This window comes from Sphingorhabdus sp. 109 (assembly GCF_902506555.1).
GTDB lineage: Bacteria > Pseudomonadota > Alphaproteobacteria > Sphingomonadales > Sphingomonadaceae > Parasphingorhabdus.
On sequence record NZ_LR732707.1, the window covers coordinates 97450 to 120958 of the forward strand.

Sequence of the window (23509 nt, forward strand, 5' to 3'; positions counted from 1 at the left end):
TTGAAGCACGGCATTTTCTGTCTCTCTTGATGTGCCCCTGACGCCGGGCGGCGGTTCGCCCGGCCCTCATCAGGGGCTTTTTCTTGACCGTCCACCCGATCCGTTCCGAGGCGAAGTCACGCGGCGCGCGGATGCTGCGCACGGCGCTGGGGCCGTCGATTGCGTCCTGGCTGGATGATCCCGCCGTGATCGAGGTGATGCTGAACCCGGACGGCCGGCTGTGGGTCGATCGGCTGGGCGAAGGGATTTCCGACACCGGCATGACGCTCGGCGCGGCGGATGGCGAGCGCATCATCCGTCTGGTGGCGCACCATGTTGGCGTCGAGGTTCACGCCCGGTCCCCGCGCGTCTCGGCCGAGCTGCCCGAAGGCGGCGAGCGGTTCGAGGGGCTGCTGCCGCCCGTCGTCGCCGCGCCCGCCTTCGCGATCCGCAAGCCCGCCGTCGCGGTGTTCACGCTCGACGACTATGCGGCGGCCGGGATCATGTTGCCGGCCGAGGCCGCGGCGCTGCGGACAGGCGTCACTGCCCGCGCCAACATCCTCGTCGCGGGCGGGACCGGCAGCGGCAAGACCACGCTGGTCAACGCGCTCCTGGCCGAAGTCGCCAAGACCTCCGACCGCATCGTCCTGATCGAAGACACGCGCGAGCTTCAGTGCGCCGCGCCCAACCTCGTCGCCATGCGGACCAAGGATGGCGTCGTCACGCTGTCCGATCTCGTGCGGTCCAGCCTGCGCCTGCGTCCCGACCGCATCCCGATCGGCGAGGTGCGCGGCGCCGAGGCGCTCGATCTCCTCAAGGCCTGGGGCACCGGACACCCCGGCGGTATCGGCACGATCCACGCCGGCACCGCGCTCGGCGCGCTGCGCCGCATGGAGCAGCTCATCCAGGAGGCCGTCGTCACGGTCCCGCGCGCGCTGCTGGCCGAGACCATCGACCTCATCGCCGTGCTCGTCCGCGACGGCCACGGCCGCCGCCTCGCCGAGCTGGCCCGCGTCGAAGGACTCGACGCCGCCACCGGCGACTACCGCCTCACGCCGCTCACCACCCCCCAGACCGGAGACCTGCCATGATCCATGCCTTGTCGCATGGCGCACGCCGCGCCATGCTCGCCGCCACCGCCAGCGTGATCGCGCTGACCATCTCGGCTCCCGCCCATGCGGGCGGATCGTCGATGCCGTGGGAAGCGCCGCTCCAGTCGATCCTCGAAAGCATCGAGGGGCCGGTGGCGAAGATCGTCGCGGTCATCATCATCATCGTGACCGGCCTGACCCTGGCGTTCGGCGATACGTCCGGCGGCTTCCGTCGGCTGATCCAGATCGTGTTCGGCCTCAGCATCGCGTTCGCAGCCAGTTCCTTCTTCCTCAGCTTCTTCAGCTTCGGCGGCGGAGCGCTGATCGCATGACCGGCGCGGCCGATCCCGTCGAGCCGATCGCGGGCTTTTATGCCCCGGTGCATCGGGCGCTGACCGAGCCGATCCTGCTCGGCGGCGCTCCGCGCGCGCTTGCCATCGTCAACGGCACGCTGGCGGGCGCGATCGGACTCGGCCTGCGCCTTTGGATCGCCGGCCTCGTCATCTGGGCGATCGGCCACGCGCTGTCGGTTTGGGCCGCGCGCCGCGATCCGCAGTTCGTGGACGTGGCCCGCCGACACCTCCGCTATCCGGCGTGGATGCGGCCATGATGTCCTTGCGCGAATACAGGAATCGCGCCGCCCACCTGGCCGACTTCCTGCCTTGGGCCGCCCTGGTCGGGACAAGCGTCGTGCTCAACAAGGACGGCAGCTTTCAAAGGACCGCGCGATTCCGTGGCCCCGATCTCGACAGCGCCACGCCCGCCGAGCTGGTCGCCACCACCGCGCGGCTGAACAATGCGCTGCGGCGGCTCGGTTCGGGCTGGGCGATCTTCGTCGAGGCGCAGCGCACACCCGCGCTCGACTACCCGAAATCGGCGTTCCCCGATCCCGTCTCGGCGCTGGTGGACATGGAGCGGCGCGAACAATTCCGCGAGGAAGGCGCCCACTTCGAGAGCGCCTATTATCTGACGCTCTTGTGGATGCCGCCGGCCGAGGAAGCCGCCCGTGCCGAAAGCTGGCTCTACGAGGGCCGGTCCACCACCGGCGTCGATCCGTGGGAGCTGCTCAAGGGCTTCGCTGATCGTAGCGACCGCGTTCTCAATCTGGTCGAGGGCTTCGTCCCCGAGGTCCGCTGGCTCGATGACGCCGAAACGCTGACCTACCTGCACAGCACGATCTCCACCCGGCGCCAGCGCGTGCGCGTCCCCGAGACGCCCATGCATCTCGACGCGCTGCTCGCCGACGAGCCGCTGACCGGCGGGCTGGAGCCGCGCCTGGGCGATCATCACCTCCGCACGCTCACCATCGTCGGATTCCCGAGCGTCACGTTTCCCGGCCTGCTCGACGAACTGAACCGGCTCGCCTTCGAGTATCGCTGGGCGACGCGGGCGATCATGCTCGACAAGACCGACGCGACCAAGCTGCTGACCAGGATCAGGCGGCAATGGTTTGCGAAACGCAAATCGGTCGCGGCCATCCTCAAGGAAGTCATGACCAACGAGGCGTCCACGCTGCTCGACAGCGACGCCTCGAACAAGGCGGCCGACGCCGACACCGCCCTGCAGGAGCTGGGCGCAGACTATGCCGGCATGGCCTACGTCACCGCGACGGTGACGGTGTGGGACCGCGATCCCGCCATTGCGGCCGAGAAGCTGCGGCTTGTCGAGAAGGTCATCCAGGGCCGCGACTTCACCGTCATCCCCGAGGGCATGAACGCGATCGAGGCATGGCTGGGGAGCCTGCCCGGCCACACCTACGCCAACGTCCGGCAACCGCCGATCTCCACCATCAATCTCGCCCACCTGATCCCTCTGTCAGCGGTATGGGCGGGGCCGGAACGGGACGAGCATTTCGGTGAACCCCCCTTGCTCTATGGCAGGACCGAAGGCTCGACCCCGTTCCGGTTTTCCCTTCACCCCGACGGCAGCGATGTCGGCCACACGCTGATCGTCGGGCCGACCGGCGCGGGCAAGTCGGTGCTGCTCGCGCTGATGGCGATGCAGTTCCGTCGCTACGAGAAGGCCCAGGTCTTCGCCTTCGACTTCGGCGGCTCGATCCGCGCCGCCGCCATCGCCTGCGGCGGAGACTGGCAGGATCTCGGCGGCGGATTGTCCGACGACAGCGATGGTGGTGTGCAGTTGCAGCCGCTCGCTCGGATCGACGATCCGGCCGAGCGCGCCTGGGCGGCCGAATGGCTGGCGGCGATCCTCGCCAGCGAAGGCGTCGCCGTCGATCCGCAAGCTAAAGAGCATATATGGTTGGCGCTGGGCTCCCTCGCCAGCGCGCCGCCGGCAGAACGGACGCTGACAGGGCTCGCGGTCCTGTTGCAGAGCCAGCATCTCAAGCAGGCGCTCGCGCCCTATTGCATCGGCGGGCCGTGGGGCCGGCTGCTCGACGCCGAGGCCGAGCGGCTGGGCGAAGCCGACATGCAAGCCTTCGAGACCGAGGGCCTGGTCGGCGCCGGCTCGGCCGCCGCGGTGCTCTCCTATCTGTTCCACCGGATCGAAGGGCGGCTGGACGGCTCGCCGACGCTCATCATCATCGACGAGGGCTGGCTGGTCCTCGATAGTCCGGACTTCGCCGCGCAGCTTCGCGAATGGCTGAAGACCTTGCGCAAGCGCAATGCCAGCGTCGTCTTCGCGACGCAGAGCCTCGCCGACATCGAGACGTCGAGCATCGCGCCGGCCATCATCGAATCCTGCCCGACGCGCATCTTCCTGCCGAATGAGCGCGCCGCCGAGCCGCAGATCGCGGTGATCTATGAGCGGTTCGGGCTCAATGCCCGACAGATCGAAATCCTCAGCCGGGCGACACCCAAGAGGGATTATTACTGTCAAAGCAGGCGCGGCAATCGCCTGTTCGAACTGGGGCTGGGTGAGGTCGCGCTGACCTTCGCCGCCGCGTCGTCGAAGACCGACCAGCTCGCCATCACCGACATCATCGAGACCTACGGCCAAGCCGGGTTCGCGGCCGAATGGCTGCGCCATCGCGGCTGCGCCTGGGCCGTCGAGCTTCTTCCCCCCGATCCCCAACGCCAACCTCAGCAGGAGCTACCTCTATGACCGGATTCCCCCTGCGCCGCGCCATCCTGGCCGGCGTCCTCGCCAGCGCGGCCGTCGTGCCGATGATCGCGCCCATGCCGGCCTACGCGCAGTTCGGCGGCATCGTCTATGACCCGACCAACTACGCGCAGAACGTGCTGACGGCCGCCCGGTCGCTTCAGCAGATCAACAATCAGATCCAGCAAATCCAGCAGCAGGCGACGAGCCTCATCAACGAGGCGCGCAACCTCGCCAGCTTGCCGCTCTCGACGGTGAGCACGCTTCAGCAGCAGATTCAGCAGACGCAGCAACTGCTCGGCCAGGCGCAGCGCATCGCCTACGACGTGCAGGACATCCAGCAGGCGTTCAACGGCCGCTACAAGGGCGCGGCGCTGACCGGCGATCACGCGCAGATGGTCGCCAACGCCAATGCCCGCTGGGAGGATAGCGTCGGCGCCTTTCAGGACGCCTTGCAGGTGCAGGCCGGCGTCGTCGGCAACATCGAAAGCGCCCGCACCACGATGGACAGCCTGGTCTCGGCCAGCCAGTCCGCGACCGGCGCGCTCCAGGCGACGCAGGCGGGCAACCAGCTCCTCGCGCTGCAATCGCAGCAGCTCGCCGACCTGACCGCCGCCGTGGCGGCGCAGGGCCGGGCGCAGGCGCTGCAATCCGCCCGCCAGGCGGCCGAGGAGGCCGAGGGGCGCGAGCGGTTCCGCCGCTTCATGGGCAACTGAGACGCCCAATGCCGCGCACGGCGAAGATCGCGGGGGTGGCGGCGCTGGCCGGGCTGATGATGACGGTGGCGATCGCCGCCGCCGTCCAGCCCGATGAGCCTGCGCCCGCGCCGCCGCTTGTCCTGTCGGCGGACGATGGCCAGGCCAGGCTCGCCCGCGAGCTGGATCGCTGCGCCTCGCTCACCATGCCGGACAGCGGCTGCGAGGCGGCCTGGGCCGCCAACCGCCGCCGCTTCTTCCGCCAGGACGAGCCCGCGCCCGAGATCGAGCGCGGCGGCGACACGGCGCCGGATGAAGGCGCCGCGCCATGAACGACACCGGCGTTATCGACAATTTCCTCAATGTCTTCACCGGCTACATCGACAGCGGATTCGGGCTGCTCGGCGGTGAGGTCGCGTTCCTCTCGACCACGCTGATCGCCATCGACGTGACGCTCGCCGGCCTGTTCTGGGCCTGGGGTGCGGACGAGGACGTGCTTCAGCGCCTCGTCAAGAAGACGCTCTACATCGGCACTTTCGCTTTCATCATCGGCAATTTCGCGCTGCTCGCGACCATCGTGTTCGAGAGCTTCGCCGGGCTCGGCCTCCAGGCCAGCGGCGGGGCGATGACGATCGACGAGTTCATGAAGCCCGGCACGATCGCGGCGAAGGGGCTCGAAGCCGCCAAGCCGCTGCTCGATGCGGCGGGGCAGTTCTCCAGCCTTTGGGCTGTGTTCTCGAACCTCGCGCTGATCCTCGTGCTGCTGCTCGCCTGGGTGATCGTGGTGCTCGCCTTCTTCATCATCGCCGTGCAGGTCTTCATCACGCTGATCGAGTTCAAGCTGGTGACGCTCGCCGGCTTCGTCCTGCTGCCCTTCGCCTTTTTCAACAAGACCGCGTTCATGGCCGAGAAGGTGCTGGGCCATGTCGTCTCGACCGGCATCAAGGTGCTGGTGCTTGCGGTCATTACCGGCATCGGCACCACCCTGTTCAGCCAGTTCACCGGCGCGGCCCTCGGCCCCGCGCCCGACATCAATCAGGTCATGGCCATCGCGCTCGCCGCGCTGTCGCTCCTGGGCCTGTCGATCTTCGGTCCTGGCATTGCGAACGGCATCGTCTCGGGCGGCCCGCAGCTCGGCGCGGGTGCGGCGGCCGGGACCGCGCTGGCAGCAGGCGGCGCGCTGGTCGGTGGCGCAGCCGCCGCACGGCTTGGCGTCGGGGCCGCCGGCTCCGCGCTCGGCACGGCCGGTCGGATGACAGGCGCCGCCGCGCGTGGCGGCGCTCAGATGGCTGGCGGTGCGACCAGCGCCTACAGCCTCGGCTCGCTGGGCAAGAGCGGCGCGGGCGCTGTCGCGGGCGGCATGGCCGCGGTCGGCCAGGCGGCGGCGGGAAGCGCGGCGAGCGCCGTCCTTTCACCGCTGCGCGCGGCCGCCGCCAAGGGCGGCGCGGCAATGAAGTCCAACTTCCGCTCCGGCGCCCGTGCCGGGTTCACCGCCACCGGCGGCACGATCACCGGCGGACCCGCGCCCGCCGGCCCGGCCGCCGCAACCGCTGGCGGTTCCGCATCGACCGGCTCGTCGGCCCAGCCTCAATGGGCCGCCGCGATGAAACGCCGCCAGGCCGTCAGCCACGGCGCGACCGTCCTCGCCCACACCATGAAGGCCGGCGACAGCCACGGCGGCGGAGCCGGTCCCGACATCAAAGAGAAGGACTGACCTCCGATGTTCCGACGCCCCACCATCCGCTATGGCCAGACCGCCGAACCCGCCACACCCTATCAGCGCGCCGCGCAAGTCTGGGACGACCGCATCGGCTCCGCCCGCGTGCAGGCGAAGAACTGGCGCCTCGCCTTCTTCGGCGCGCTGGCGCTCTCGGGCGGTCTTTCCGCCGGCCTCGTCTGGCAGTCGGCGCGTGGGCATATCGTGCCCTGGGTGGTGCAGGTCGATCGGCTCGGCGAGGCCCAGGCCGTCGCCCCCGCCGAAGCCGGCTACCGCCCGACCGATCCACAGATCGCGTTCCATCTCGCCCGCTTCATCGAGCAGGTCAGGGCGATCCCGGCCGATCCGGTTATCGTCCGCCAGAACTGGCTGCGCGCCTACGACTTCACGACCGATCGGGGAGCGGTGGCGCTAAACGACTACGCCCGCGCCAACGACCCCTTCGCCAATGTCGGCCGGGTGCAGGTCGCGGTGGACGTGTCGAGCGTGATCCGGGCATCGCCCGACAGCTTCCGCGTCGCATGGACCGAGCGGCGCTATCAGGACGGTAGCCTCGCCGCCACCGAACGCTGGTCCGCGATCCTCACCATCGTCGTGCAGCCGCCGCGCACGCCCGACGCCCTGCGCAAGAACCCGCTCGGCGTCTTCGTCAACGCTTTGAATTGGTCAAGGGAGCTGTCGCAATGACGCACACGCCATTTCGCCGTTCCGCCTCGGCGGTCCTGCTTGTCTCCGCCACCGCGCTCGCCGGCTGCGCCACCACCTCGGCGAAGCCGCCCGCCATCGCCTACGACGATCCGCCGCGCGAGATCGCGGCGACGCCGGCTGCGGAACCGCCGCGCCCCGTCGAGGTGGTGACGATCCCCGAACCCCTGCCGCTCCCCGGCCAATTGAAGCCGGTCGCGGCCGGAGCGGCGACTTCCGAGCCCGCCGATCCGCGCCGCCGCGTCGGGGCCGCCAACGCCGCCGCCCGCGTGCAGCCGGTGCGTGACGGTTTCCTCAACGCCATCCAGCAATATCCCTGGACGGACGGCGCGCTCTATCAGGTCTATACCGCGCCCGGACAGGTAACGGACATCGCCTTGCAGGAAGGCGAGCAGCTCGTGGGGTCGGGGCCGGTCGCGGCCGGCGATACGGTCAGGTGGATCATTGGCGACACGGTGAGCGGCAGCGGCGCGACGGCGCGCGTGCATATCCTCGTGAAGCCGACGCGGCCCGACCTTTCCACGAACCTCATCATCAACACTTCCCGGCGCACCTATCATCTGGAGCTGCGCGCGACGGCTTCGACCTACATGGCGTCGGTCTCGTGGACCTATCCGCAGGACCAGCTCATCGCGCTGCGCGGCGCCAATGCCGAAGCCGCCGCCTCGGCCCCCGTCGCGACCGGCCTCGACCTCGCGGCGCTCAACTTCCGTTACCGGATCGAGGGCGACCGCGTGCCGTGGAAGCCCGTTCGCGCCTTCGACGATTCCGCCCAGGTGTTCATCGAGTTTCCGGCCGGGATCTCGCAGGGCGAGATGCCGCCCTTGTTCGCGACCGGCGCGGCCGGCGACGCCGAGCTGGTCAACTATCGTGTGCAGGGCCGCTACATGGTGGTGGACCGGCTGTTCGCCGCCGCTGAGCTGCGCCTGGGCGACCGGCGCAGCGAGCAGCGCGTCCGCATCGTGCGCGACGACGGACGCAGGGGGCGGCCGTGACCGATCCGGCCGACAATTCCCCGCCCGAGGCCGCCGCACCGCAAGCGCCGCGCCCCGATCCTCAAGCCTTCCAGCTTCGCGGCGACCCGCCGCGCGTCATGCGCCTGTCGCGCAAGGCTCTGGCCGCGATCGGCGTCGTCGCCAGCCTCGGGATCGGCGGCTCGCTGATCTATGCGCTGAAGCCGGCAGGCGAGAAGGAAGCAAAGGAACTCTACAGCACGGACAGCCGCGCCACCTCCGAGACCATCACGTCGGGACCGCGCGATTACAGTCAGGCGCCGAAACTCGGCCCGCCGCTTCCCGGTGATCTCGGCGGCCCGATCGTCTCGGCGCAACAGCGCGGGGAGAATGTCCCGGTCCCGCCGGTCGGCGCCCAGCCCGATCCGCGCGCCCAGGCCGAGGAAGCCGCCCGCCAGCGCATCAGCCAGGAGCGCGACGCGGCGCGCATGAGCGGCGTGTTTCTCGGCGGCGGTAGCGCCGGGGCCGCTGCCATGCCTTCGCTGCCGAACCTCGCAATCGCAACGCCCGACGCTGCCGCTCCGCAGCCAGCCGATTCCGCGCAGGGCGACCAGGCCGCCAAACGCGCCTTCATGGCGCAGGCGTCCAGCCAGCGCACGGTGAGCGTCGAGCGGCTTGTCGCGCCGGCTTCGCCCAACATCGTGCAGGCCGGCAGCATCATTCCGGCCGCGCTCATCACCGGCATCCGCTCCGACCTGCCCGGCCAGATCACCGCCCAGGTGACGGCGAACGTCTATGACAGCCCTACGGGCCGCATCCTGCTCATCCCGCAAGGGGCGCGGCTGATCGGCGAGTATGACAGCGAAATCGCCGCCGGCCAGACGCGCGTGCTGCTGGCATGGGATCGGCTCATCATGCCGGACGGCCGCTCGATCGTTCTCGAGCGCCAGCCCGGCGCCGATGCGGCCGGCTATGCCGGATTGCAGGATCGCGTGAACCAGCATTGGGGCAACCTGCTGAAAGCCGCCGCCGTCTCGACGCTGCTTGGCGTGGGGGCCGAGCTGGGCGCGGACAGCGAGGATGACCTGACTCGCGCCCTGCGCCGCGGATCGCAGGACACCATCAACCAGACCGGCCAGCAGATCGTGCGTCGGCAGCTCAACGTGCAGCCGACGCTCACCATCCGGCCGGGGCATCCGTTGCGCGTGGTTCTGACCCGCGACCTCGTATTGGAGCCGGTTGGAGGCGCACGATGAGCAAATTGAAGCTGGGGCCGCTTCCCGACGAGAAGCCGATAAAGGCCACGGTGGACATTCCCGCTGCGGTATATCGCGAGCTGACCGCCTATGCGGAGGCACACGCGGCCGAGACGGGCAGTTCGCCTGTGCCGCCCGAGAAACTGCTAGTGCCGATGGCCATTCAGCTCATGGCGACGGACAGGGGCTTTCGCCGGTGGCTCGCGCAGCGGAAGTGAGAGCGCGCCGCCTGCCGTCAGTTGCCCATGAACTTCTTGAACCGCTCGCGGCCTTCCGCCTCGATCACCGCTTGCTCGGCGTTGGCGCACTCGTCGCCGCGGGCCGTTCCTTCCGCGCATTGCGCCACGACCTGCCGGGCTTCATCGAGATGCGCCGCGAAATACTGCATCGCGCGCGGCTCGGCCGGCGTCGGCGCGGCGGCAGGCGGGTCGGCGACGATCGCCGCTTGGTCGACGGGCACGATCACCGGGCGCAGGACGAAGCCCGCGCCGAATCCGATGACCAGCACGATGATGAGTGTCTTACTCTGTGTCATGGCTATTTTTTCTCCGGTTGGTGATGTGATGGCTGGGGCGTGGGAATGGGTGGCAGCGAATAGCGAACGGCCACGAAATCGAGAAACCGGCGCAGGACCGCATTCTCGTTGTCAGCCCGCCAATACCCCGAAAAGCCTATCCGTATGTGGCTGCCAGTCTCATGGACCTCGCGAAACACGACGCCTGGAATCTGGATGCCGAGCGCGGATTCCGCGACGATCGAGATATGGCCGCCCAGCGCGATGGCGCTAAGCACCGTGTCGCGGCCGATGTCGTCCATTGCAATCTCGGGCGTGTAGCCCGGCATCCCAAGCTTCCCTAGCAGCATGTTACGGGTTTCGGGGCCGGGATCGCGCTCGGTGAGCAGGAAGCGTTCGCCGCTCAGGTCCGGCCAATGGATACGCTCGCGCGCGATAAGCTGATGGCCTTCCGGCATCGCCACCAACATGCGCTCACTCCACAAGGGGCGGCTCATCAACTCCCGATAGGGTGTCTCGCCGGTCATGATCGCGATGTCGAGCAGGCCGTTCTCGATCCCGGCCAGCAGCATATCCCGGTCGCGCTCGAAGCCGGACACTTTCACCTCGGGATAGCGTTCGCCGAACTCGCTCAGCGTCGCCCGCAAGTTGCCGGCAGAGAAGGACGTATAGAAGCCCACCGCCAGCTTGCCGGCATGGCCGTCGTTCGTGGCGCGAACCCAAGCGTTCAGCTCCTCGAACTCCCTGACGATGCGCTGCGCCGTCCGCAGATAGGTTGTGCCGTTCGGTGTCAGCGTGGCACCGCGCGTCTTGCGGTCGAACAGCGCCATACCCAGCCGCTTCTCGATTTCGAGGATATGCCTGCTAAGCGTTGCCTGCTTGATATTGATGCTGCGCGCCGCGCGGCTGAAGCTGCCAGCCTCGGCGGCCGCAATCAGGTAGCGAAGCTGGCGCAGCTCGATCACCGGGTTAACGGATCATCAGGCGGTGCCGCGAACTCCGTCCAGCCGCCGCCCAGCGCCTTGTAGAGATTGATGAGATTGCTAAGCCGCACCAGCTTGGAGCGGACCAGGGCTTGCTGCGATCCGTAGAGCGTGCGCTGGGCTTCGAGCAGGGCGAGATTGTCGTCCTCTCCTGCTTTGAACCGCTGTTCCGCGAGCGCATAGGCGTTACGGCTCGCATCGACCCGCTGCGTTTCCGACCGGATTTGAGCGTCCAGAGTGCCTTTGCCAGCGAGGCCATCGGCCACTTCGCGGAATGCGGACTGGATTGCCCTTTCATAGTTGGCGATCTCGATCCGCTTCTGCACTTCCGCACGGTCGAGATTGGCCCTGAGCGCGCCGCCGCCAAAGATGGGAAGCGGCAGGGTGATGCGCGGCATGAAGCTCCACGCGCCCGACCCCGACGAGAACAGATCGTCGAGGCTGGCGCTCGCTGTTCCCGCCGAGCCGGTTAGGCTGATCGTCGGGAAGAATGCCGCGCGGGCCGCGCCGATATTGGCGTTCGCGCCGCGCAGCGTATGTTCGGCCGCGCGAATGTCGGGACGGCGCGTGAGAAGGTCCGAGGGCAAGCCAGCGGGCAGATCGGCGGGCATGATCCCGTCGGGCAACGTGTCAGCCGCATCAAGCCGGGTGGTCAGCTCCGGCGACAACGGCTCACCCAGCAGCAGAACCAGCGCATTGCGGTCCTGTGCGGCAAGACGAGTAAAGGTCGCGCGATCCGATTCCGCCGTGCGGAGCGCCACCTCGGCGCGTTCGAGATCGAGCCGGGCAAGATTGCCCACTTCGGCAAGCTGCTTCGTCAGCGCATAGCTGCGTTCCTGGGTGGCAAGCGTTTCGTTGGCGAGGCGGAGCAGTTCCTGATCGGCGCGCAAGGTCAGATAAGCGTTGGCGACTTCCGCAACGAGACTCATCTGCGAAGCCTGCCGGGTGGCATCCAGCGACAGATAGGACTCCAGCGCCTGATCGCTCAGGCTGCGGACGCGGCCCCACAGGTCCAGCTCCCAGGCCGAAGCCATCGCCCCCACCTGATAGCTGCGGCGGTTATAGAACAGGTCGGATGGCAAGCGCTGGGCTGTCCCTTCCGCCCCGACGGCGATGGTCGGCAGCAGTTCGGATCGCTGGATGCGGTATTGCGCGCGCGCCGCTTCCACGTTCAGGGCCGTCACGCGAAGGTCGCGGTTATTCGTCAGCGCCTTTTCGACCAGCTCGTGCAACAGCGGATCGTCGTAGAAGTCGCGCCACCCGATGTCCGCTCCCGCGCTCGCCTCGGAAGGCTGCACGCCCTCATACGCCGCGCCGGTCGGGAAGGATGGGCTCACCGGCGCTTCCGGGCGCACATATTTCGGCGCCATGGAGCAACCGGCGAGCGCCGCCGAGCCGAGCAGAAGGATGAGCTTGCCACTCAGGGCATTCAGTCGAGCGTTCATGCGTTTTGCTCCGAAAGCGGGGCCGATGGCTGACGTGCCTCGCGGCGGACCGCAAAGCGCCGCACAGCGACGTAGAAGACGGGCGTGAGGATCAGGCCGAACAGCGTAACCCCGAGCATCCCGGCGAACACGGCGATGCCCATGGCGTGACGCATTTCCGCGCCCGCGCCGCTCGCGATCACCAGCGGAATGACGCCGGCGATGAAGGCGATCGACGTCATCAGGATCGGCCGCAATCGCAGCTTCGCCGCTTCCAAAACCGCCGGTAGCGGCTCCATGCCTTCCTGTTCCTTCGCGCGGGCGAACTCCACGATCAGGATGGCGTTCTTGGCGGCCAAGCCGACCAGCACGACGAACGCGATCTGTGTGAAGATGTTGTTGTCGCCGCCTGAAATCCACACGCCGCCGATGGCGGAGAGCAGCGCCATCGGAGCGATCAGCAGCACGGCGAACGGCAGCGACCAGCTATTATATTGCGCCGCCAGGATCAGGAAGGCGAGCAGCACCGACAGCGGGAAGACGATAAGCGCCGTGTTGCCTGCGGCCTTCTCCTGATAGGTGAGATCGGTCCATTCATAGGTCATGCCGGGAGGCAGCGTTTCTTGGACGATGCGTTCGATTGCCGCCGTCGCCTGACCCGACGAATAGCCCGGCGCAGGGCCGCCGCTGATGTCGGCCGACGGATAGCCATTATAGTGCATGACGCGATCCGGCCCCGTGCTGCGCGTGATCGTCACCAGCGACGACAGCGGGATCATCTCGCCCGTCGCGTTGCGGACCTGGAGCTGACCGATATTTTCGGCCTGCTGGCGGAACGGCGCGTCGGCCTGGACCATCACCCGGTAAGTGCGGCCAAAGCGGTTAAAGTCGTTCACATAGAGCGAGCCGAGATTGACCTGCATCGTCTCGAAGATCGCGGTCAACGGCACGCCTTGCGCCTTCGCCTTCACCCGATCGACATCGATCTGGACCTGGGGCGCGTTGGGCTGGAAGCTCGCCAGCATCCCGGCCAGCTCAGGCGTCTGCATGGCGCGCGCCATGATCTGCCCTTGCGCCTGCGCGAGCGCGTTGAAGCCAAGTCCCGCGCGATCCTCGATTTGCAGCTTGAAGCCGCCCATTGCGCCAAGGCCCGGCACAGGCGGCGGCGGGAATACACCCACGAAGCCGTCGGGAATCTGGCTGAACTTGCCCATCAGCCTGCCGGCGATGGCGTGGGCCGAGAGGTCCGCGCCTTTCCGATCCTCAAAACTGTCGAGCATGATGAACATGACCGCCGAATTGGGCAGGTTGGCCGCGCCGTTCACGTCGAGGCCGGGAAAGGCGACGACGCTTTCGACGCCCGGCTCCGCAAGCGCGGTTTCTGACATTTGCTGCACCACTGCTTCCGTGCGGTCGAGCGAGGCTCCGGCAGGAAGTTGGGCGATGCTGAGCAGATAATATTTGTCCTGCATCGGCACGAAGCCTGCGGGGACTTGGTGGAAGCCCAGCCAGGTCAGCCCCAGGAAGCCGGCATAGAGCAGCCCAACGATTCCACTCGCCCGCACCGCACGGCGCACCGTCCCCACATAGCGGTCGGACAGCTTGTCGAAGAAGCGATTGAACCGCGCGAAGACGCCCCCGAATACACGGTCGATGAAGCGGGTAAGCCGATCGCGCGGCGTGTCGCCGTGATGCGGTTTCAGCAGCATACCGGCCAGCGCGGGGGAGAGCGTCAGCGAATTGATGGCCGACAGGATGGTTGAAATCGCGATCGTCAGCGCGAACTGGCGATAGAACTCACCCTGCAATCCTGACAGAAATGCCGAGGGGATGAATACCGCCGCCAGCACCGAGGTAATCGCAAGGATCGGCCCCGTCACCTCGTCCATCGCCTTTCGGGCCGCCTCCTTGGGAGACTGACCCAAAGCGATGTGTCGCTCGACATTCTCGACCACCACGATCGCGTCATCGACGACGATGCCGATGGAAAGCACCAGTCCGAACAGCGACAGCGTGTTCAGCGAGAAGCCGAACAGATACATGATGGCGAATGTGCCGACGAGCGACACCGGCACGGCGACCAGCGGAATGATGGACGCGCGCCAGCTCTGGAGGAAGATGACCACGACGAGAACGACGAGCAGCGTCGCTTCAAGCAGCGTCACCGCCACCGATTTGAGCGAGGCGCGCACGAAGATCGTGGGATCGTAGGCGATCTCATAGCCGATGCCTTCCGGGAAATCGGCCTTGAGGCGTTCCATCGTGGCCCGCACCGCACTCGACGTGTCGAGCGCATTGGCGCCGGGACTCATGAGGATTTGCATGCCGACGGCGGGCTTGCCGTTCAACATGCTGCGCAGAGTATAATTGTCCGCGCCCATCTGGATGCGGGCGACGTCGCGCAGGCGGGTGATTTGCCCATCTTCGCCGCTCTTGACCACAATATCGCCGAACTGCTCCTCGGTGGTCAGCCTGCCCAGCGCATTGACGGACACCTGATAGGCGGCCTGCGCATTGGGTTGCTGGCCGATCGAACCGGCGGCGACCTGAATATTCTGCTCGCGGATCGCGGCGACGACGTCGCTGGCGGTCAGGCCGCGCGCCGCCACCTTGGTAGGATCGAGCCACGCGCGCATCGCATACTCGCCTTCACCGCCGATGATGACGTTGGCGACGCCTGGAAGGCGCGCCAGTTCATCCTTCACACGCAGCGAGGCATAGTTGGACACGTAGAGCGGATCGTAACGATCGCTGGTGGCGCGCATATGCATGACCATCAGGATGTCGGGCGAGGTCTTGTCCGTCACAACGCCTATGCGCTGCACCTCCTCCGGCAGTCGGGGCAGCGCGCGCGAGACGCGGTTCTGCACCTGAATTTGCGCGACATCGGGATCGGTTCCCTGCTTGAAGGAAATCGAGATCGTCATGCGCCCGTCGGTCGCAGACTGCGAACTCATGTAGAGCATGTTCTCGACGCCGTTGATCGCCTGTTCGAGCGGCGCGGCGACGGTTTCGGCTATGACCTCCGGGCTGGCTCCCGGATAGGCGGCCGTGACCTGCACCGTTGGAGGCGTGACCGAGGGATACTCGCTCAAGGGAAGCTGAAACAGGGTGATGCCCCCGGCGATCAGCATGAGCACCGATAGCACGACCGCGAAGATCGGGCGGTCGACGAAGAAGCGTGGAAATGTCATTGACCCGCCTCCGCAGAAGTAGCCTCAGCGGCGGGACGGTTGCCCGCACCCGAAGCCTCGCCCTGGACCATCGGCCCCCTGCGCGGCGTGACCTGCATCCCAGGACGCACAAGACCCTTGATGATGATGCTGTCGCCCGGCCTCAGTCCCGATTTGACGACGCGAAGGCCATCAACCACCGGACCGAGTTCGATCGGCCGATACTCGGCCTTGTTGCCCTGGCCGACGACCAGCACATAATTCCTGCCCTGGTCGCTTCCGACAGCCTGATCGTTGATGAGGATGGCCTGTTGGGGTGCGCCGAGCGTGAGCCTCACGCGAGCGAACAGACCCGGCGCGAGGTCCCCACCGGGGTTGGCGATGATGGCGCGGGCACGGATGGTCCCTGCGCTGCGATCAATGCCATTGCCCAGGAAGTCGAGCGTGGCGCTGTGCGGATAGCCCTGCTCGGTCATCAGACCGATTTCGACCGGAAGGGGCGCGGTCGAACCGCCACGTCGGGCCTGCTCGACAAAATTGAGATAGGTCGCCTCGTCGATGTCGAACAGGACATGGAGCGGGTTGACCGATTTGATGGTGGTGAGCGGTGTCGCGCTGGCGCCTGCGCCCACGACGTTGCCCGCCGTGACAAGCACGCGATCGACCCGGCCGTTGATCGGCGCCGTAACCTGGGTGAAGGAAAGGTCGAGACGCGCGGCGGCGACGGCCGCGTTGCCGACCTGAACCTGTGCGCGGGCGGCGTTCCGCTGCGCCACGGCGTCGTCATAGGCTTTGCGCGAGATCGCGCCGGTCGAGACGAGCTGTTCCGAGCGGCTGAAATTGCTTTCCGCGAGTGCGGCCGAGGCTTGCGCCTGGCGAAGCTGCGCCTGCGCCTGATCGAGCACGACCTGGAAGGGGCGCGGATCAATGCGGAACAGAAGCTGCCCCTTCCTGACGATCGCACCTTCAGGGACGTGGACGGAGACGATCGCGCCGCTGACGCGAGGCCGCAACTCGACGCTTTGGGGCGCGGCCAATGAACCGTTGAACTCGGCCGAGGGCGCAAGCTCGCGCACCACGACTTGCGCCACCGGCACTTGCGGCGCGGCGGCAGCCGCCTGCGCGCCCTGATCGCTGCCCGATTCGCTACAGGCCGAAGTAAGGCCACCTATAGCCAAGGCCACGGAGGCCAGGAGAAGTGCGCTTTTTGCTCGCATGATTTTGCCCTTCAACGGTGCCGCGCCCTGCTCATCTGTTCCGCGGCGTCTGATTGATTCTTGTGCGGTTTGCGGTTTCCAACGTTGGCAAGGTCAAGGCTTTTATGTCACCCAGATTCATATGAATATGTGTTCATATGTAATATGTCAACGATTGGCGGAGGATCGAGAGATTCGCACCCGCATGGCGCGTCGATCCGAACCGCAAGCCAGTGGCTTGCAGCCGGATCAGCCGCCTCAAGTGTGCGGCGGTCGCCGTTCTAGTGGGGACGGCGTCGCATCACGAAGCGGCGCCGAATAGCCAGTTCATTCAGGGGCGATGTCGGAGGCGCCCTGTTCCAGCCGTAGCCGGGCTCGGCACTTCCTGCTCCCCGCTGGGTTCTTCCAGATCGGCAAGGATCGGGCAGTCAGGTCGATCATCGCCCGCGCAGCAGTCGACCAGCGTGCTGAGCGTCGCGGCCATCTGTTCCAGATTTTCGATCCGCTCCTGAAGCTGAGCGATATGCGCCTGGGCGATCCGCTTCACGTCGGCGCTCTGGCGGGACGTGTCCCGCCAGAGGCTCAGAAGGTCGTTGATCTCCGCGACCGAGAAACCGAGATCGCGCGCCCGCCGGATGAACCGCAGCATGTGGACATCCGACGGCGAATAATCGCGGTAGCCGGAGTCCTTGCGATCGGCTTTCGGAATGAGGCCGGTCTGCTCGTAATAGCGGATCATCTTGGCGGAGACGCCCGATGCCTTGGATGCTTGCCCGATATTCATGATGCTGCTCCTGCCTCAATCGTGCCTGACCGAAAACCGCGCAGGCGCAGCGAGTTGCCCAAGACAAAGATACTCGACATCGCCATAGCACCCGCCGCGAAGACCGGCGACAACAGGATGCCCAGGCTCGGATAGAGGACACCCGCCGCGACTGGGATCAGCGCCGTGTTGTATGCGAACGCCCAGAACAGGTTCTGGCGAATATTGCCGATCGTCGCGCGCGAGAGCGCAATGGCCGTCGCCACGCCGTTCAGATGGCCGGACATGAGCACGACGTCCGCCGCCTCGATCGCGATGTCCGTGCCGGTGCCGACCGCAAGGCCGACATCGGCCGCCGCCAAGGCGGGCGCGTCGTTGATGCCGTCGCCAACGAAGGCGACACGGCCATGATCCGCCTTGAGCCGGGCGATCGCGTCCACCTTGCCTTCAGGCAGGACTTCGGCCACCACTTCATCAATGCCGAGCTGGCGGGCGATGGCCTGCGCCGTCATGCGGTTGTCGCCAGTCAGCATCGCGACCTTGAGGCCAAGCGCGTGTAATGCGGCGATCGCGGCCGGGGTGGTTTCCTTGATCGGGTCGGCCACGGCGATGATTGCGGCGAGCTTGCCGTCGATCGCGGCGTAGAGCGGCGACTTGCCTTCCTGGCCCAGCCGCGCGGCCGTGTCGGCGAAGGCGGCGACGTCCAGCCCCAGTTCGCGCATGAAACGATCGGCGCCGATCTGGACCAACTCGCCGCCCGCCACGGCCTTTACCCCGAAGCCGGTGATCGATTCAAAGTCGCCAATCGCGGGCAGCGCGATGTCTTCCGCCTTCGCGGCGTCGACAATGGCGCGGGCAATCGGATGCTCCGACTTGTTCTCGACGGCGGCAACCAGACCCAGCACCGCCGCCCGGTCGAAGCCGTCCGTCACCTGAAGGTCGGTGAGCGCGGGGCGTCCCTCGGTCAGCGTGCCGGTCTTGTCGACCGCGACGACCCTGGCATCCTTCAGAAGCTGGAGGGCTTCACCCTTGCGGAACAATATGCCCAGCTCCGCGCCGCGCCCTGTGCCGACCATGATCGCGGTCGGCGTCGCGAGGCCCATCGCGCAGGGGCAGGCGATGATGAGGACCGCCACGGCATTGACCAGCGCGAAGGTCAGCGCGGGCGACGGGCCGAACCACAGCCACGCCGCGAACGTCAGCGCCGCCACGGCGAACACGGCGGGAACGAACCACATCGTCACCTTGTCGACCAGCGCCTGGATCGGCAACTTCGACCCCTGCGCCTGTTCGACCATACGAATGATCTGCGCGAGCATCGTCGCGCCGCCGACAGCGGTGGCGCGGAAGGCCAGCGCGCCTTGCTGGTTGACCGTGCCGCCGACCAGCGTGGCGCCCGCGACCTTGGCGACCGGGATCGGCTCGCCGGTAATCATCGACTCATCGACATAGCTCTCGCCTTCGATCACTTCCCCGTCGACGGGGATGCGTTCGCCGGGGCGCGCTTCGATGATGTCGCCGGTGACGACTTCGTTGATGGAAACCTCCACCACGGAGCCATCGCGGCGAACGCGGGCGGTTTTGGCCTGCAATCCCACGAGCCGCTTGATCGCTTCGGACGTGCGGCCCTTGGCGCGGGCTTCCAGATAGCGGCCGAGCAGGATCAGCGCGACGATGACGGCCGCCGCCTCATAATAGACGTTCACCGTGCCTGCGGGCAGCAGGCCGGGCGCGAAGGTCGCGACCAGCGAATAGGCATAGGCGGCCAGCGTGCCGACCGACACCAGCGAGTTCATGTCGGGTGCCAGCCGCGCCAGCGCGGGCAGACCCTTCTCGTAGAAACGGATGCCGGGGAAGGCGAGGACCAGCGTCGTGAGGACGAACTGGATATACCAGCTTGTCTGGATGCCGATCGTGCGGTCGATCAGTGCATGGGCGCCGGGAATGACATGGCTGCCCATTTCGAGCAGGAACACCGGCAGCGCCAGTGCTGCGGCCATGAAGAAATCCTGCTTGAGATCGCGGCGCTCAGCATCCTTGCGTTCGGCCGTTTCTTCATCACCGGCGACGCTCGTTTCGATCGGGCGCGCGGTGTAGCCCGCGCCCGCGATTGCCGCGATCAGCGCCTGCACATCGGCCGTGCCGCGCACGCTCGCACGCTCGGTCGCCAGATTGACGGTCGCCTCAGTGACGCCGGGGACGGCTTTGAGCGCCCGTTCCACCCGCCCGACGCAGGAGGCGCAGGTCATCCCCTCCACCGCCAGCTCGATGCCGGTGGCAGATGGCACATTATAGCCGGCGTCTTCGACGGCCTTCACCAGCGCCTTCCGGTCAACGGAGTTGCTGGCCTGAATGTCGGCGCGCTCGGTCGTCAGATTGACGCTGACGGACTGCACGCCCTCGACCTTGCTCAGCGATCGTTCGATGCGCGCGACGCAAGAGGCGCAGGTCATGCCTTCAATGGGCAGGCTGATCGCCGAATCGGCGCGATCCGCCAAGTTTCCCTGGATTTCCGCGGCTCTCATTGCTCGATACTCCACACTTTTCGATTGAATTTGCATCAAGATGCAGGTTCCAATCGTGGGAAGGTCAAGGCAAAATATATGCCGGCCAAATATGGCCAGCCTGCATCTGAAAACGCATGGGTGAATGCGGGAGCCGCATTTTCCCTTTCCGACAGCAATCGCGAAAACGGCCTTGACCTTCCAACGATGGGAAAGGTTAGCTTGTGATTCGTCGTTAGGAAAAATGGAGATTTTCAATGCAATTCCACGTCGAAAACATGAGCTGCGGTTCGTGCGTCAAGCACATCACGCAAGCGATCGCCGCGATCGACCCCAATGCAAAGGTCGACGTGAATATCGCGGACAAGAAAGTCACGGTCGATAGCGTCGCCAGCGCGCAGGACATCGAAGCGGCGCTCGCTGAAGACGGTTATCCCGCGCGCGTTATTGAACAGGTATAGGAGACAGGCATGAACAAGCTGACGCCTATCTTCATCGCGGGCGCGCTGTTGGCCGTCGGCGTTCTCGCATACACGCAATCCGGCATCGGCCCGCAAACGACCAGCGTTGCGACGACACAAAGCGGACATGGCGGACACGCCAGCCCGGAACGCTCGGCCAATCCGGTCATTCGCGATTACCAGATTGCCAATGACAAGATGCACGCCGACATGGGAATCGAGTTTACCGGCGACGCCGACGTCGATTTCATGCGCGGCATGATCCCGCACCACCAGGGCGCGATTGATATGGCGAGTGTCGTTCTCCAGCATGGGAAAGACCCGGAGGTTCGCAAGCTGGCCCAGGACGTCATCACCGCCCAGGAAGGCGAGATCGCGATGATGCAGAAATGGCTGGCCGATCGGGGCAAGTGATTGTCCCGATATAGCTGGCCGATCGATCCTCGCGCGCCAGCGCCACCAAGAACAGCCCCCTGATGTCATGCACGACATCGGGGGCTTTTTTGTTCTGACAGAGGAAACGGTCGAGCCGAATGCGGCGCGGCCAGCGGCGATCAATCGTCGCCGTGGTCCTCTCCAATATGGCTCGCCATGTCGATGAGCATGGTGCTCACATGGGCATCGGCCACTTCATAGAATATCTGCTTGGCTTGCCGCTCGCTACGGACCAGGCGCGCGCCGCGCAGGAGGCGCAGATGATGGCTCACCAGCGTTTGAGACAGATCGAGGCTTTTGGCGATGTCCCCCACCGATCGCGGACTTTTCAGGCAATAGAGCAAGATACGCAGGCGGGAGGGGTCACCCAGCAAGCGGAACGTTTCGGCCAGGATCGTAACACCGTGGCTCGATAATCCCAACGAATGCTCGGGATTACCATGATCGTCAGAGGTAGTGGGGTCGGACATTGGAACACTCATACATGAAGATATGACGATGTGTAGATATATGGTCTTTTCTATCGCCACTCGGCGTCGAGGGCCGCCCCATTAAGCGCCTTCCCGAAGGGAACCGAACGGCCGCACAGAGGATTGCATAGGCGATGTCACAGGCTGACCAATCCTATGGCGGCGGGCATGACAAAGAGACTGCCCACGGCCGCCCCTATTTGATGTTCTGGATCAACATGATCCTTGGCCTTGCGGTCATGTATGCGGTCATGTTCACCATGATCGACGGCTGGCATGACTTCAGGAACAATCTGAACATGCTCTACATGGCGGTGACGATGTGGGCGCCGATGGGCATCTTCATGCTCGCCACCATGCCCGGCATGTTTCCCGACAGGAAAATGAATATCGCGCTCTACGTCCTGTTCGCCGTGCTGACCGCCGGGTCTTTTTGGGCGACCCGCGCGCAGGCGGCGATTGATGACCGTCAGTTCATCGCCTCGATGATCCCGCATCATTCGGGAGCCATCCTTATGTGCCGGGAGGCAAGGCTCAGCGATCCCGAACTGACCAATCTGTGCAACGCGATCCGCAAGGCGCAGCGCGAAGAAATCCAGCAGATGCAGAGCATCGCGGATCGGTTGCGCTGACGGCCTGTCAGTGGGAGCAAGCCTTTCCTGACGCGCCGTGACTGTGGCCGAAATGATCGTGGTCATGGTCATGCCCATTGTCCCGCTTGTTGCCGGGAGCCAGGCTGCACGTTTCGCCTTCCTCGTTCCAGTCGACCGCCACGGTCGCGTGTTCGATCTCGAAATGGTTCTCCAGCTCGCGCTCGACGGCGCGCACAACGACGCGGGCCTCGGCGTCGCTTGTGGGGCGGACGTGCATCGTTGCCAGCGTGCGGCCTGACGTGATCGACCACACATGGATATGACCGACCGCAGCGACGCCCGGCACATGCTCCAGAAGATGACGCTCGATCTTCTCCGGCGCCGCGCCGTCGGGCGCACCTTCGAGCAGGATGTGAAGCGACTTGGCCGCCAACTTCCACGCGCTACGCAGGACCAGTAGGGAGACGACGACCGAGAGGATGGGGTCGATCGGCGTCCAGCCCGTCAGATAGATCACGATCGCCGCGCCCACGGCCCCGACCGAACCGAGCAAGTCGCCCATGACGTGCAGCGCCGCGCCCTTGATGTTGACATGCTCGCTGTCGCCGCGCGTCAGAATCCAGAAGACGAGGATATTGACCAGCAGCCCCGCGACCGCGACGCCGAACATCGGCCCGGCAAGGATCGGCTGCGGCTCCTGAAAGCGTTCCCAGGCTTCATAGACGATCCAGCCCACGATCGCGAACAGGGTGACGGCGTTGACGAAACCGGCGACCACCTCGAAGCGCAGATAGCCGAAGGTGCGCTTGGAATCGGCCGCGCGCTGACCGAAGCGGAAGGCCGCATAGGCGAGTGCCAGCGCCGCTGCGTCGGTCATCATATGCCCGGCATCTGCCAGCAGAGCGAGTGAGCCCGAGATCAGGCCGCCCACGACCTCGACCACCATGAAGGTGAAGATCAGGCCGAACGACAGCAGCACCTTGCGCTCATTATCGCTGGTGATGGTCGGCGTGTGCGAATGATCGTGGTCGTGATCGTGGCCGTGACCATGATCGGCGTGCGAATGGGCCATTATAGAGCTTTCATACTATACTGAATGAACATATGAATATGTGTTCATATGATAGATGTCAATATATTATGCAATGGGCCAGCGTGGATGCAGTTCGTCGATCACGAAAGCGTGGCGTGCGCGACCGCCCGGATGCCCTTCGAGAAGATGGGGATGATCGCGTGGCAGATCGTCATGCGTGTGCGCCAGCACCTCAACATCTGCCGCCGGCCAAATCCAGAAGGCGATCACTGTGCCGATCAGCGCCAGCGCGGCGGCTGCCCCGAAAGCTGTCCCCATGCCTTCAATTGCGCCGGCCTGTCCGGCGAGTGGATAGGCGATGAGCCAGCACACATGACTGAGCGCGAATTGCGCGGCGAACAAGGCGGGGCGATCTTCCTCCGCCGATGATCGACGCAGCAGCCGTCCGCCCGGCGCTGTTCGAATAGGCGATGCCCAGCGCCAGCCAGCCCACGAGGATGACGC

At 66.1% G+C, this 23509-nt stretch carries 24 protein-coding genes; 14 read left to right on the forward strand and 10 right to left on the reverse strand.

Annotation, left to right across the window (positions count from 1 at the left end; translation table 11 throughout):
* The first annotated feature begins 83 nt into the window (after nt 1-83).
* Genes trbB through BOSE62_RS00570 form a run of 11 tightly spaced genes read left to right on the forward strand, consistent with a single transcriptional unit; the run spans nt 84 to nt 9674 of the window.
* Nucleotides 84-1070 (forward strand): P-type conjugative transfer ATPase TrbB, encoded by a 987-nt coding sequence (trbB, locus tag BOSE62_RS00520; RefSeq protein WP_159640317.1) that lies wholly within the window; start codon nt 84-86, stop codon nt 1068-1070.
* The gene (locus tag BOSE62_RS00525) at nt 1067-1402 is read left to right on the forward strand and encodes a TrbC/VirB2 family protein (RefSeq protein WP_159640320.1); all 336 of its coding nucleotides are present in this window, start codon (nt 1067-1069) and stop codon (nt 1400-1402) included. Before trbB ends, BOSE62_RS00525 begins: the two co-directional genes overlap by 4 nt.
* Entirely contained in the window at nt 1399-1680 is a 282-nt protein-coding gene (locus BOSE62_RS00530; protein ID WP_159640323.1) for a VirB3 family type IV secretion system protein, read from the forward strand. Before BOSE62_RS00525 ends, BOSE62_RS00530 begins: the two co-directional genes overlap by 4 nt.
* On the forward strand, nt 1677-4133 hold the full coding sequence (gene trbE / locus BOSE62_RS00535; protein WP_159640326.1) for a conjugal transfer protein TrbE: 2457 nt from the start codon (nt 1677-1679) through the stop codon (nt 4131-4133). Before BOSE62_RS00530 ends, trbE begins: the two co-directional genes overlap by 4 nt.
* The gene (gene trbJ, locus BOSE62_RS00540) at nt 4130-4846 is read left to right on the forward strand and encodes a P-type conjugative transfer protein TrbJ (RefSeq protein ID WP_159640329.1); all 717 of its coding nucleotides are present in this window, start codon (nt 4130-4132) and stop codon (nt 4844-4846) included. Before trbE ends, trbJ begins: the two co-directional genes overlap by 4 nt.
* Before the next feature lie 8 nt (nt 4847-4854).
* Nucleotides 4855-5157 carry a putative entry exclusion protein TrbK-alt gene (gene trbK-alt, locus BOSE62_RS00545; protein ID WP_159640332.1) on the forward strand — a complete coding sequence of 101 codons (303 nt, stop codon included), beginning with the start codon at nt 4855-4857 and terminating at the stop codon, nt 5155-5157.
* On the forward strand, nt 5154-6539 hold the full coding sequence (trbL, locus tag BOSE62_RS00550; protein ID WP_159640335.1) for a P-type conjugative transfer protein TrbL: 1386 nt from the start codon (nt 5154-5156) through the stop codon (nt 6537-6539). Before trbK-alt ends, trbL begins: the two co-directional genes overlap by 4 nt.
* A gap of 6 nt (nt 6540-6545) precedes the next feature.
* A complete protein-coding gene (trbF, locus tag BOSE62_RS00555; RefSeq protein WP_159640338.1) occupies nt 6546-7229 on the forward strand; it encodes a conjugal transfer protein TrbF in 684 nt (227 codons plus the stop codon).
* Nucleotides 7226-8242, forward strand: a complete 1017-nt coding sequence (trbG, locus tag BOSE62_RS00560; protein WP_159640341.1) for a P-type conjugative transfer protein TrbG — start codon at nt 7226-7228, stop codon at nt 8240-8242. Before trbF ends, trbG begins: the two co-directional genes overlap by 4 nt.
* Nucleotides 8239-9456 (forward strand): TrbI/VirB10 family protein, encoded by a 1218-nt coding sequence (locus BOSE62_RS00565; RefSeq protein WP_159640344.1) that lies wholly within the window; start codon nt 8239-8241, stop codon nt 9454-9456. The genes trbG and BOSE62_RS00565 overlap by 4 nt, the downstream gene beginning before the upstream one ends.
* Nucleotides 9453-9674: a DUF2274 domain-containing protein gene (locus tag BOSE62_RS00570; protein WP_012049886.1), complete on the forward strand. Its 222-nt coding sequence runs from the start codon at nt 9453-9455 to the stop codon at nt 9672-9674. Before BOSE62_RS00565 ends, BOSE62_RS00570 begins: the two co-directional genes overlap by 4 nt.
* A 17-nt stretch (nt 9675-9691) precedes the next feature.
* Here the strand turns inward: BOSE62_RS00570 and BOSE62_RS00575 are convergent, their stop codons facing one another.
* From BOSE62_RS00575 to BOSE62_RS00605, 7 genes are all read right to left on the reverse strand, one after another.
* A complete protein-coding gene (locus BOSE62_RS00575) occupies nt 9692-9991 on the reverse strand; it encodes a hypothetical protein (RefSeq protein ID WP_159640347.1) in 300 nt (99 codons plus the stop codon).
* A gap of 2 nt (nt 9992-9993) precedes the next feature.
* Nucleotides 9994-10935, reverse strand: coding sequence for a LysR family transcriptional regulator (locus BOSE62_RS00580; protein WP_159640350.1), 942 nt, complete (start codon nt 10933-10935; stop codon nt 9994-9996).
* Nucleotides 10932-12398, reverse strand: coding sequence for an efflux transporter outer membrane subunit (locus tag BOSE62_RS00585; protein ID WP_159640353.1), 1467 nt, complete (start codon nt 12396-12398; stop codon nt 10932-10934). Before BOSE62_RS00585 ends, BOSE62_RS00580 begins: the two co-directional genes overlap by 4 nt.
* On the reverse strand, nt 12395-15571 hold the full coding sequence (locus BOSE62_RS00590; RefSeq protein WP_159640356.1) for an efflux RND transporter permease subunit: 3177 nt from the start codon (nt 15569-15571) through the stop codon (nt 12395-12397). The genes BOSE62_RS00585 and BOSE62_RS00590 overlap by 4 nt, the downstream gene beginning before the upstream one ends.
* Nucleotides 15568-16782 (reverse strand): efflux RND transporter periplasmic adaptor subunit, encoded by a 1215-nt coding sequence (locus BOSE62_RS00595; RefSeq protein ID WP_236553750.1) that lies wholly within the window; start codon nt 16780-16782, stop codon nt 15568-15570. The genes BOSE62_RS00590 and BOSE62_RS00595 overlap by 4 nt, the downstream gene beginning before the upstream one ends.
* A 295-nt stretch (nt 16783-17077) precedes the next feature.
* Entirely contained in the window at nt 17078-17530 is a 453-nt protein-coding gene (cueR, locus tag BOSE62_RS00600) for a Cu(I)-responsive transcriptional regulator (protein WP_159640359.1), read from the reverse strand.
* Entirely contained in the window at nt 17527-20034 is a 2508-nt protein-coding gene (locus tag BOSE62_RS00605; RefSeq protein WP_159640362.1) for a heavy metal translocating P-type ATPase, read from the reverse strand. Before BOSE62_RS00605 ends, cueR begins: the two co-directional genes overlap by 4 nt.
* A gap of 236 nt (nt 20035-20270) precedes the next feature.
* Between BOSE62_RS00605 and BOSE62_RS00610 the strand changes: the two genes are divergently transcribed.
* Complete coding sequence (locus tag BOSE62_RS00610) at nt 20271-20474, forward strand: heavy-metal-associated domain-containing protein (RefSeq protein ID WP_159640365.1); 204 nt, start codon at nt 20271-20273, stop codon at nt 20472-20474.
* 9 nt (nt 20475-20483) lie between these two features.
* Entirely contained in the window at nt 20484-20888 is a 405-nt protein-coding gene (copM, locus tag BOSE62_RS00615; RefSeq protein ID WP_159640368.1) for a CopM family metallochaperone, read from the forward strand.
* Between the two features lie 140 nt (nt 20889-21028).
* Here copM and BOSE62_RS00620 read toward each other — a convergent pair whose 3' ends face one another.
* Complete coding sequence (locus tag BOSE62_RS00620; RefSeq protein WP_159640371.1) at nt 21029-21379, reverse strand: ArsR/SmtB family transcription factor; 351 nt, start codon at nt 21377-21379, stop codon at nt 21029-21031.
* Nucleotides 21380-21513: 134 nt separating this feature from the next.
* Between BOSE62_RS00620 and BOSE62_RS00625 the strand changes: the two genes are divergently transcribed.
* Nucleotides 21514-22011 (forward strand): DUF305 domain-containing protein, encoded by a 498-nt coding sequence (locus BOSE62_RS00625; protein ID WP_196847016.1) that lies wholly within the window; start codon nt 21514-21516, stop codon nt 22009-22011.
* Between the two features lie 7 nt (nt 22012-22018).
* Here the strand turns inward: BOSE62_RS00625 and BOSE62_RS00630 are convergent, their stop codons facing one another.
* Nucleotides 22019-23044, reverse strand: coding sequence for a cation diffusion facilitator family transporter (locus tag BOSE62_RS00630; RefSeq protein WP_159640374.1), 1026 nt, complete (start codon nt 23042-23044; stop codon nt 22019-22021).
* A 66-nt stretch (nt 23045-23110) separates the two neighbouring features.
* Nucleotides 23111-23407, reverse strand: a complete 297-nt coding sequence (locus tag BOSE62_RS00635; protein WP_283249976.1) for a hypothetical protein — start codon at nt 23405-23407, stop codon at nt 23111-23113.
* Nucleotides 23408-23509: the final 102 nt, after the last annotated feature.

What these genes read in the sequence shown, in the direction of transcription:
- trbK-alt (WP_159640332.1), top strand. Translation starts at nt 4,855, where the DNA reads ATGCCGCGCACGGCGAAGATCGCGGGGGTGGCGGCGCTGGCCGGGCTG.
- BOSE62_RS00575 (WP_159640347.1), bottom strand. Translation starts at nt 9,991, where the DNA reads ATGACACAGAGTAAGACACTCATCATCGTGCTGGTCATCGGATTCGGC.
- BOSE62_RS00605 (WP_159640362.1), bottom strand. Translation starts at nt 20,034, where the DNA reads ATGAGAGCCGCGGAAATCCAGGGAAACTTGGCGGATCGCGCCGATTCG.
- BOSE62_RS00630 (WP_159640374.1), bottom strand. Translation starts at nt 23,044, where the DNA reads ATGGCCCATTCGCACGCCGATCATGGTCACGGCCACGATCACGACCAC.
- trbL (WP_159640335.1), top strand. Translation starts at nt 5,154, where the DNA reads ATGAACGACACCGGCGTTATCGACAATTTCCTCAATGTCTTCACCGGC.
- BOSE62_RS00625 (WP_196847016.1), top strand. Translation starts at nt 21,514, where the DNA reads ATGTCACAGGCTGACCAATCCTATGGCGGCGGGCATGACAAAGAGACT.
- copM (WP_159640368.1), top strand. Translation starts at nt 20,484, where the DNA reads ATGAACAAGCTGACGCCTATCTTCATCGCGGGCGCGCTGTTGGCCGTC.
- BOSE62_RS00570 (WP_012049886.1), top strand. Translation starts at nt 9,453, where the DNA reads ATGAGCAAATTGAAGCTGGGGCCGCTTCCCGACGAGAAGCCGATAAAG.
- trbJ (WP_159640329.1), top strand. Translation starts at nt 4,130, where the DNA reads ATGACCGGATTCCCCCTGCGCCGCGCCATCCTGGCCGGCGTCCTCGCC.
- BOSE62_RS00530 (WP_159640323.1), top strand. Translation starts at nt 1,399, where the DNA reads ATGACCGGCGCGGCCGATCCCGTCGAGCCGATCGCGGGCTTTTATGCC.
- trbE (WP_159640326.1), top strand. Translation starts at nt 1,677, where the DNA reads ATGATGTCCTTGCGCGAATACAGGAATCGCGCCGCCCACCTGGCCGAC.
- BOSE62_RS00620 (WP_159640371.1), bottom strand. Translation starts at nt 21,379, where the DNA reads ATGTCCGACCCCACTACCTCTGACGATCATGGTAATCCCGAGCATTCG.
- trbG (WP_159640341.1), top strand. Translation starts at nt 7,226, where the DNA reads ATGACGCACACGCCATTTCGCCGTTCCGCCTCGGCGGTCCTGCTTGTC.
- BOSE62_RS00590 (WP_159640356.1), bottom strand. Translation starts at nt 15,571, where the DNA reads ATGACATTTCCACGCTTCTTCGTCGACCGCCCGATCTTCGCGGTCGTG.
- BOSE62_RS00585 (WP_159640353.1), bottom strand. Translation starts at nt 12,398, where the DNA reads ATGAACGCTCGACTGAATGCCCTGAGTGGCAAGCTCATCCTTCTGCTC.
- trbF (WP_159640338.1), top strand. Translation starts at nt 6,546, where the DNA reads ATGTTCCGACGCCCCACCATCCGCTATGGCCAGACCGCCGAACCCGCC.
- BOSE62_RS00610 (WP_159640365.1), top strand. Translation starts at nt 20,271, where the DNA reads ATGCAATTCCACGTCGAAAACATGAGCTGCGGTTCGTGCGTCAAGCAC.
- cueR (WP_159640359.1), bottom strand. Translation starts at nt 17,530, where the DNA reads ATGAATATCGGGCAAGCATCCAAGGCATCGGGCGTCTCCGCCAAGATG.
- BOSE62_RS00525 (WP_159640320.1), top strand. Translation starts at nt 1,067, where the DNA reads ATGATCCATGCCTTGTCGCATGGCGCACGCCGCGCCATGCTCGCCGCC.